Annotated in this window: 6 protein-coding genes; all 6 read right to left on the reverse strand. The window is 62.3% G+C overall.

The features are described from left to right. Positions 1-163: 163 nt before the first annotated feature. The 6 genes from ACY69P_RS11765 to ACY69P_RS11790 all read right to left on the reverse strand — a co-directional run bounded on the left by ACY69P_RS11765 (position 164) and on the right by ACY69P_RS11790 (position 7,412). Positions 164-955 (reverse strand): DUF169 domain-containing protein, encoded by a 792-nt coding sequence (locus ACY69P_RS11765; protein ID WP_459901241.1) that lies wholly within the window; start codon positions 953-955, stop codon positions 164-166. Positions 956-1,427: 472 nt separating this feature from the next. Then, positions 1,428-1,784 (reverse strand): hypothetical protein, encoded by a 357-nt coding sequence (locus tag ACY69P_RS11770; protein ID WP_462327605.1) that lies wholly within the window; start codon positions 1,782-1,784, stop codon positions 1,428-1,430. 84 nt (positions 1,785-1,868) lie between these two features. Then, complete coding sequence (locus ACY69P_RS11775; protein ID WP_462327606.1) at positions 1,869-2,759, reverse strand: DMT family transporter; 891 nt, start codon at positions 2,757-2,759, stop codon at positions 1,869-1,871. Between the two features lie 129 nt (positions 2,760-2,888). Beyond that, on the reverse strand, positions 2,889-3,977 hold the full coding sequence (locus tag ACY69P_RS11780; protein WP_462327607.1) for a lytic transglycosylase domain-containing protein: 1,089 nt from the start codon (positions 3,975-3,977) through the stop codon (positions 2,889-2,891). A 115-nt stretch (positions 3,978-4,092) separates the two neighbouring features. Further along, entirely contained in the window at positions 4,093-6,456 is a 2,364-nt protein-coding gene (hypF, locus tag ACY69P_RS11785) for a carbamoyltransferase HypF (protein WP_462327608.1), read from the reverse strand. 26 nt (positions 6,457-6,482) lie between these two features. Beyond that, positions 6,483-7,412, reverse strand: coding sequence for a DUF362 domain-containing protein (locus ACY69P_RS11790; protein WP_462327609.1), 930 nt, complete (start codon positions 7,410-7,412; stop codon positions 6,483-6,485). Positions 7,413-7,578 lie beyond the last annotated feature (166 nt).

The raw sequence follows: 7,578 nt of genomic DNA on the forward strand, positions 1-7,578 counted from the left end.
AATCCTAAGGATTGTTAAGGAAATTATTTCCTTAACCCGCCGGAGGCCCTCTTCTCCTGTCATTTGGCAAGCCTGCCAGCCAAAAGAAAACGCCCCGCAGGGGCGAGACTGCGGGGCGTGTGGTCACACGGACAGGCGCTATGAGGAGGCCTATCGCGCGGAATTATTTCTGCTTTTTGAAGATGATGAGCGGGCAGTTTTTGCAGACGTCTGCGCCGGGGAAGTTGTCACCGGGGCGGGTGATGGACGCGGAGCCGTGCTGTTCCTTACGGGAGAGCAGGCGGTCGATGGTCGGGCCGATGTGTTCACCGGGGATAACGACGTTGATTTCACCGCGTTCGGTCTTACCGGCGTTGTAGCTGCCGCTGCAGGCGGGGAGCATGTTGAACTTCTTCTCATTGAAGGAGTAGACGTTGCCACCGCATGCGGAGGAGTTGATGGTGATATTGGTCTGGATGGGGTGCACATCCATGGCGGCGGCGTAGTCCACGGCGAGGTGGTAGGCCTGCATGTTGTCGCAGTAGAAGTGCACGGTATCCGGATCGAAGAAGGTATCGGCCAGCGGGGACACGACGATGGCGAGCAGCTTGTCTTCGGGCAGGCGGGACTTCGTCTTGATGAAGCGTTCGGCCTGATCTGCGTCCACGCAGTACTTCTTGTGGCTCTTGATTTCGGCTTCGTCCATGGGCTTCCAGCCGAGGCAGAAGCGTGCGTTGGAGCAGCCCTGGTCATCCTTGAAGGCGAGAACGGTCTGTCCCTTCATGCGTGCGGCAAGCTCCCACTGACAGAAGGTCATGGGCTTGACGGGACAGAAGTATTCTTCGCAGTTTTCCTGAAAGTCCTTCAGTTCCTCTTCGTCAAAGATGTACTTGACGGCGATGGGGTAATGCATGAGGCGCAGGTCGTCCATGAGGGTCTTCTGAATGGACGCATAATCGCGGCTGAGCTTGGCCATGTGTTCTACCTCCGAAAAGATGAATACGACAGGGCGAAAGCGGTCTCGCCCGGGCATGTGTCATAAGACGCGCTTCGCTGAAAATTCCCACCACGGAAGCGCGAAATTGGGGTGTAGCGTTATTCGAAAGCTGCGAAAAGAGAAAAGAGGGGAGGAGTTCTTTTTTTCACAAGATCCGGATTTTTGCGGATATTGGGGAGTTTTGCCGATTGGGCGATGACTGGCGGTGGGGAGGGGAACTGATGCGGGAGATGGGCGGAAAGGTTTGAGGCTGGGGAGGGTGCACGCTGCGTTGTGGGACGGTGGACACTTGAGGAGGCACAACGAGCGTGTGGCTCGTGGGCCGTTCCGGTGCGGGTGAAAGGGAGAAGCGGCGGCGGGGGCGCCTGTGGGGACATTGGGGCGCGTTGCGGAGGCGCTGCGCTGATGAAGCGAGGGGCAGCGCTGACGGGCGTGATGGGACGGGCTGGGGTTACAGCCGGTCCATGGGGCGGAAGAGTTGGCGGCAGATTTCTGTGGTGAAGACGGCGAGCTTCATGGGCACATAGACGTAGGTGACAATCATGATAAGGGCGTAGATGTAGCCCCCGTTCCATGGATTGTGCTTGTAGTAGGAATATGCGGGATGGTTCCAGATGATGAAGAAGGTAAAGCAGCCGCCGACGATGTGGATGAGGGCCCCAAAGCGCGAGCCACGGCGGAAGTAGGCGGCGTAGATGATGCCCATGATGAGGACATAGAGCGCGATGGCTACGGGGGTCATGAGGTCGACGGAGACTTCAAGCCCCCGCCTGATGATGACGAGAATAATGGTGAGGTATTCTTCCACGCGGGTAAGCCTCCATTGCTCTTTGCATAACGCATATCACATACGCGCTGCATTGCAATGGAGGCCTGCCAGCGGAAATGGGCGTTAAGCCGCGTGGGTCGGGGTCATCTCGCGATGCAGAAGTTTTCTGTTTGGCCAGATAACGCCGCAGATAACCAGCGCCGCGCCCACAAACTGCCACATGGCGACGGGTTCGCCCAGCAGAATCCAGGCGGCAAAGACCGTGGTCACCGGTTCGATGCAGGAGAAAATGGACGTATACGTGCCGCCGATGTGCTCGATGGCGAGGTACATGAACAAAATGGCGAATACCGTGGGCACAAGGCCAATGCCGAGGGCAAGGGCGAGGCCCCGTCCGTTCAGGTCCAAAATGGTGGCCGGACCGCCAGCCATGGCGGAGAAGAAAAGAGCCGCAAAGAACAGCACGTATAGCGTGACGGACTGGGCGTTTTCTCCCTTTAGCAGCACCTGCGAGAGAATCATATTCCCCGCGATGCCCACCATGCACCCAACGGCCAGCAAAACGCCGCGGATGTCGGCCTCGTGCAGGAAGGCGTCGAAAAAGACGAGGGCGCATCCTGCAAAGATGAGCACCAGCGATGTGGTCAGGCTTTTGGTTATGGGTTGCTTGAAGAAGACAGCGGACAGAATGGTCACCAGCGCCGGATAGCCGTAAATGATGAGCGACGTCGTGGACGCCGGGATATACTTGACGGCACCGATGAATCCTGTGCTCTGCACCGGGTAGACAAGAAGGCCGAGCATGGCGGCCTTCATAAGCGCCCGTGGACTGATGCGCAGCAGGCTCGGCCGGGTGACGGCAAAAAACAGCGCCAGCATCAGCGAGCCAAAGATAAAGCGGTATTGCAGGATCTCGAAGGTATCCATACCGCATTCGAAACCGAATTTTCCCATGATAGGGAGAATTCCGAAACTGCACGCCGAAATAAGGGCGTACATCACACCACGAAACATGACATTCCTCCGGTACGAAATATCGTAGGGCAAGGATGTCTAACGCCGCCCGCATGGGACTGCAAGAGAATTCGGCGCAAGTTGAAAAAAGTTTTTCACCTGCGCCGAATTGCTTGGAATAGTGGTGCGTTATGAGATTCTTGAGACTATCTCATGATGATTAATGAACACGCGGCTGACGTAGGTCACCGTTTCGGAGAAGGTGGGCAGTCGGCCATAGCGGGAGTAGATGCGCTCCGAGGTGCGGGTGTTCTTGAGTCCGGCGTTGTAGCCGGCGGTGGCGGCGATGATATTGCCGCTGCGGGCGCGCAGGTGCCGCGCCAGCATGAGCACCATGGCGGGGATGGGTTTGCTGTAGACCACGCGCTGGTCAAAGTTCATCAAAAAGTCGAAATCGCGCGAGTTGAAAATGTCGCGCCCTTCAAGGTTGGCCTGCATGTAGGTGCGAAAGCGCGATCGGGCCTCCTTCATTTGGTCGTAGAGGTCTTGGGCAAGGTCGTCCACGCGCAGATATTTGTCCGCCATGTCGAGGCGCTTGCCGTCGCGGGCGGCGGTGAGGGCGGTGCGGAGCAGCTCCCCCCGGTCCCCGCCGATTTTTGTGCGTAGACGGCGGGCGCGCTTCCATTTGCTGCGCAGGTCGTAGTAGCGGGCGAGTTCCCCGGCGTACTCCGGGTGCTTGTAGGGCGCGTGGGCGTGGGCGGAGCGGTCCGTAGCGCAGAGCATGTCGTAGCGGCTGGCCGTGGAGCCGATGAACTGGCAGGGACCAACGGCAAAGGCCCATGAGACGGCAAATTCGTAGAAGAATGATTCCGCCATAATCTGCCCAGCCACCCATGCCGGGTCAACGGGGTAGATGTCCATGGCCTCGCGCACGCCCTCGACAATCCAATAGCAGATGTTGGTGATGCGCTTTTCCAGATCAATGTCTTCAAAGCGGCGCTTCCAGATGGGCAGTTTGCGCCCGGCGTAGTTGTCCTCGATAAAGTCGAGCACGGCCTTGGCGAGGCGCCACGAGTAGCGCCCGGCGTCTTCGCCCTCCACGGGCGGCGCGTAGCAGGAGGGGACGATGATGTTGACTGCCGGGTCCACGGCTGGCGCGGCTTCGGCAGGGGACGGACGGGCGACGGCTGTGCCCACAAGGGGCAAAAGCGACGCTGCCATAAGCGATTTCAGCGCCTTGCGGCGCGAGGTGTCGTGAAGAGAGTGCTGCGTGCGCATAATCCACCCTGTACCAGATGAAGTGGGAGAAGGTGAAGCAGAAGTCGATGTCGGTTGGGTGAAATTCGTTGGGGCGCTGGCACCGGGGGATGGCCTCCGGTGCCAGCACAATGCGCTATCGCCCGCCCCGGCGCGCCAGCAGGCGTGAGCCGTAGGCGGCTTGCCCAAGGGATATGCAGGCGTCGCCGGGGGGCGTCTGCGTGTGCAGCAGAAGCTGCATGCCGTGTCCGGTCAAAAGGCGCGGCAGGCCTTCGGCAAGGGTGCGGTTCAGCATCACGCCGCCGCTGAGGCCGATGGTGTCGACGCTATGGGCGCGGGCGAGGGTGGCCGCGGCGTCCGCGAGGCCCGACATGAGGCCAAGGTGGAATTTGCGGCTGATGACGGCGGGTGAAGTGCTCTGCGCCCAGTCCTGCGCCACGCGCTGAAAGAGCGCGTCCGTGCGCAGAATGGCGGGGCCGCTCTCCTGCTGGGCAAGGGCGGGGGCGTCGTATCCTTCTGTGACGGCATGGTCCTGCGCGGCTTCAAGGCGGATGGCGGCCTGCGCCTCGTAGTCAATGCTGGTGCACAGGCCGAGCATGGCGCTGACGGCGTCGAACAGTCGCCCGCAACTGGTGGTGACGGGGCTGTTGATGTTTTTGGTGAGCATGTTGGCGCACAGGGTGGTGGCGTCGGCATGTTCTGGCAGCCACGGCGCGTCTGAGGGTGTGGGCAGGCCAAGGTCATGCAGGCAGGCAAGGGCGATGCGCCATGGCTGAGTGATGGCCGCTTCGCCGCCGGGCAGGCGCATGGGCGCAAAGTGGGCAAGGCGCTCATGCGTCAGGGACTCGTTGTCCACAAGCAGGAATTCACCGCCCCACAGGGTCTTGTCTTCGCCGTAGCCCGTACCGTCCAGCGCAAGGACGAGGGCGCGGCCTTCAAAGGCGTTGTCCGCCATCACCGCGTGGGCGTGGGCAACGTGGTGCTGCAGGGCGATGGTGGGCAGGCCGGATTCCGCCTGCGCCCAGTCCGTGGTCATGTAGTTGGGGTGCAGGTCGTGGACCACGGCCTCCGGCGCGGTTTGGAGGATGTCCACCAAATGCGCCGCGATTTCCTTGTAAAAGTCGAAAGTTTCAAGATTCTCCATGGTGCCGATGTGCTGGCTGACAAAGGCTTGGTCCTTTTTGGTGACGCACAGCGTGGCCTTCAGCTCCGGTCCGGTGCCAAGAACGCTTGGCCCGTCGGCGGGCAAAAAGACCGGCCGGGGCGTGAAGCCGCGGGCGCGGCGCAGGAATTGCGTGGCCGGGCCGTCCGGAGTGTCCACCACGCGGACGACGGAATCGTCGCAGCGGATAAGGATGTCCCGGTTGTGGAAGACAAAGCCGTCCACAATGTGCGCAAGGCGGGAGAGCGCCTCGCGGTTGCCGATGCTGATGGGCTCGGAACTCATGTTGCCGGAGGTCGCCACAAGGATGGCGGGGTGTCCGTCGCCACGGCATGCGGCGTAGTGGCGCAGCAAAACGTGGTGCAGTGGCGTGTAGGGGAGCATGACGCCGATGTCGCGGGTATCCGGCGAAAGCCCCGGAGCAAGGACCGACGCGCCGTGGCGCTGGCGCAGGATAACGATGGGGCGCTCGCGGCCTTCCAGAAGCTCGGCTTCGGCGTCCGTCACGTCGGCAATGCCGCGCACGGTGGGCATATCCGGAGCCATCACCGCGAGGGGCTTGCCGTAGCGGTTTTTGCGTTGGCGCAGGGTGGCGACGGCGCGGGCGTTGGTGGCGTCGCACACCAGATGGAATCCACCAAGGCCCTTCACGGCGAGTATTTTCCCGTCCGCAAGAGACCGGGCCGCATCCTCAAGGGCCTGTGGGCCTTGCGCGCCGGATGCGCCGGATGCGTCGGCCATCCAGACCTTGGGGCCGCACTCGGGGCAGGCGTTGGGCTGGGCGTGGAAGCGGCGGTCCAGCGGGTTGTCGTACTCGCTCTGGCACATCTCGCACATGGGGAAGCAGGCCATGGAGGTCTTGTCCCTGTCGTAGGGGATGGAGCGGGTGATGGTGTAGCGCGGGCCGCAGTTGGTGCAGTTGGTGAAGGGGTAGAGATAGCGCGGGTTGTCCGGGTCCAGCATATCGCTGAGGCAGTCGTCGCAGGTGGCGACGTCCGGGCTGATAAGCACGGAGTGCCCTTCGCCGCCGGTTGAAAGATGGATTTCAAAGGCGCTCTCGTCGTCAGCCGGGGGCAGGGGCTGTGTGTCGCAGGTAACGATTTGCGCCAGCGGGGGCAGCTGGTGGTGCAGGTCGTGGTCAAAGGCGTCCAGCTGCGAGGCCGCGCCTTGCAGTTCGATGACGACGCCTTCTGGGGTATTGCGCACGTGGCCGGTCAGGCTGTGATCAAGGGCGATGCGGTAAATGAAGGGGCGAAAGCCCACGCCCTGCACCGCGCCGGTGATGGTGTAGCGAATCCGGGACTGAGCCGATGAGGTCTGGGAGGTCGTATCGAGCATAGGCACCGTGTGGGTTGACGGTTTGGTCAGCGGATTCTGGCAAGCAGACGCTTCATGGCGCTTTTGGCAAGGCGCGATGGGCGAAAGCTTACCGGGACGAGAGCCTCGGGAACAACGAAATGTGCGGCGTCGAACGCCTGTGGCGGCTGGAGAGGGAAGCTGATGTCCTGCGGGCGGCAGCCGGGCAGGTCGCGGCGGATGGCCTCGCGCCACAGGGCAATGTCGTCTGGCGTTTGGCTGAGCAGGGTGTACAGGGCGGTGTCCAGCGCTACGGGGCCGGGCGATGCGGCCAGAAGGCCCATGTGCAGGGCCTCACCGTCCGTGGGACCGCTGACGTGCATGGCCGTGACGGCGTCAAGGAGCGTATCCACCTGCGGCAGGGCGGCGCAGACGTCAAGAATCAGCGCCTCGAAGCGGTTGCCGCGTTCGCCAAAGCGGGTGTGGGCGATGGCCTTGCGCATGCCGCACACACAGCCAAAGAGGTTCTTGACCGAGGCCGTCAGGCGCATTTGGCAGTGGGCCTTGAGGCGGGGCAGATTGAGGATGCGGTCGGCCTCCAGAGCCTGCGCGGCAATGCCTACCTGCGCGGGAAAGGAGAGGGCCAGCGGGCGCGGATCGCGCAGGGTGGTCACGGAAAGGCCAAGGGGAGCGAGGGCGTCCACAAGGCCGCATTTGCGCGCCACACTCTCGGCGGAGCCGAAGGCCGGGGAATCCGCCACGGTGATGCGTACTCCGCAGTCCAGCAGATACTGGCATGCCGCGGCGGCCACGGCAGGGTCCGTACAGCCCAAGGGGTTCTTGGCCGCAACAAGGTTTGGCTTGACCAGAACGCGCTCGCCGGGGCGATACGTGATGCCGCAGGCGGCAAACAGCTGGGGAATGCACTCCGCAAGCATGCTGGATGTGGTCTGCGGGCAGTGGGCCATGGCCACGGGAACCGGGAGAGCAACAGACATGGCGGGTACCGTATAATGCCTGCTGCGCACTGGCAAGCGCGGAGCCGCAGGCGTACGCAGGAGGAAACCACAACGCGCCCGCATTCCTTGGCGGAATGCGGGCGCGAAGACGGCTGGGCGGCGAAAAGTGCGCTGGCGCGCTATTCGCGGATGATGACGATCAGCT

Source organism: Desulfobaculum sp. (assembly GCF_054921475.1).

Bases quoted from the DNA above. Each gene is read 5' to 3' on its own strand.
- ACY69P_RS11765 (WP_459901241.1), bottom strand. From the start codon at position 955: ATGGCCAAGCTCAGCCGCGATTATGCGTCCATTCAGAAGACCCTCATG.
- ACY69P_RS11775 (WP_462327606.1), bottom strand. From the start codon at position 2,759: ATGTTTCGTGGTGTGATGTACGCCCTTATTTCGGCGTGCAGTTTCGGA.
- ACY69P_RS11780 (WP_462327607.1), bottom strand. From the start codon at position 3,977: ATGCGCACGCAGCACTCTCTTCACGACACCTCGCGCCGCAAGGCGCTG.
- hypF (WP_462327608.1), bottom strand. From the start codon at position 6,456: ATGCTCGATACGACCTCCCAGACCTCATCGGCTCAGTCCCGGATTCGC.
- ACY69P_RS11790 (WP_462327609.1), bottom strand. From the start codon at position 7,412: ATGTCTGTTGCTCTCCCGGTTCCCGTGGCCATGGCCCACTGCCCGCAG.